The sequence below is a fragment of the Marinococcus sp. LNHM3E3-2.2 genome, assembly GCF_056034385.1.
This window is the reverse complement of record NZ_JBQLIC010000027.1, coordinates 1-1,380: the sequence shown is the minus strand read 5'-3', so window position 1 is coordinate 1,380 and position 1,380 is coordinate 1. Positions and strand designations below refer to the sequence as shown.

1 protein-coding gene is annotated in these 1,380 nt (G+C 58.5%); it reads right to left on the bottom strand.

The annotated features are described in order from the left end of the window. Positions 1-3: 3 nt before the first annotated feature. Positions 4-1,380: IS1182 family transposase (locus ACTRXF_RS15900; protein WP_474279771.1), on the bottom strand; the 1,377-nt coding region annotated here is incomplete at its 5' end.

The following is a 1,380-nucleotide window of genomic DNA, read 5'->3' as shown; positions in this document are numbered from 1 at the left end:
CTCTCAGATTGTAGACAAAGGCCTCCGAAAATGAATTTCGGAGGCCTTTGTTTGTGCCATTGAGGGAGAAAGAAGCCTCCAACGGCCGGCGCACGTCTGTCGCCACCGCCAGGTGGCGAGTTTTTTGAGGTTCATCACCGCATAAACAAGCATCGCCTGCGCGGTGTTTCGTGCCCCTCCGGCGAGGAGCGTCCAGCGCAAGCCATGCTTTTGTTTGAGATCTGCAAAAATCCGTTCGATGGTTTCTTTTCGTTCCGCGTAGGTCCTCCGATTCCACGGGGTGTGCCGAAGGTGTTCGGCTTCGTCCAGATCCTCCTGCCAGACGTGGCGGAGGATCACCTTCCGGTGATCCCGGCTTTGGGTACAGATCTCGAGCAGCGGGCAGGACTGACAAAAGACGGGATCCGAGACATACTCCTGATAACCGTCCCGATTCGTGGTGCGGTAGCGCAGGGCCTGATGCTCGGGACAGAGATACGCGTCCAGATAGGCATCATACACAAAGTCCTGTTTGCGCAAGCGTCCCGGCGGGCCCTTGGGACGGGTATAAGGCATGACCGGGCGGATGCCCTGCTCGCGAAGCCAATGAGCAATCGCCGGGGTTTTATATCCGGCATCCACCGCGACGGCATACGGGCGGCCCGTGCGGGCCATCACCTGCGCCAATAGATCATGAAAGACCCGGCTGTCATGAACATTGGCTCCGGTCACGATCGCTCCGAGCACAAACCCGTGCCGGTCGCAGGCGGTATGCCAGCTGTAGGCAAACATTTTCTCCCGTTCATCTTTGACGTAATAGCCGCTGTCAGGATCCGTCGTGCTTTGTTTGACCTCCCGTCCGCCCGGTTCGCGGCGGGCGGGAGGCAGGGGCTTTTTTCCGTGGACCTCGCGGTCCCGGTGAATTTCGGCGTCCAGTTGATCCTGGTAGGCCCGGGCTTCAGCTGCTACATGAACGCGATCAAATTTTTTCTTGTTGGCGTTCGCTTTCACGTGGGTGGCATCGATGTAAAAGACGGACGGATCCACAAAGCCGGCGGCCACGGCTTCTCCCAGCACTCGTTCAAATATCGCTTCGAACAACCCGCTGTCCCGAAACCGGCGCGTGTAGTTTTTGCCGAAGGTGGAGAAATGCGGCACGGGCTCCAGGAGGTCCAAACCGAGGAACCATCGGTAGGCCACATTCGTTTCGATCTCCCGCACGGTCTGACGCATGGAGCGAATGCCGAACAAATACTGGAGCAGCACCATTTTCACCAGCCGGACCGGGTCAATACTCGGCCGGTCGATGGGGGCATAGAGGGACGCAACTTCGTCGTAAATAAAGGAAAAATCCAGCGCGGCCTCGATCTGGCGGACCAGGTGGTCCGCGGGCACTAACTG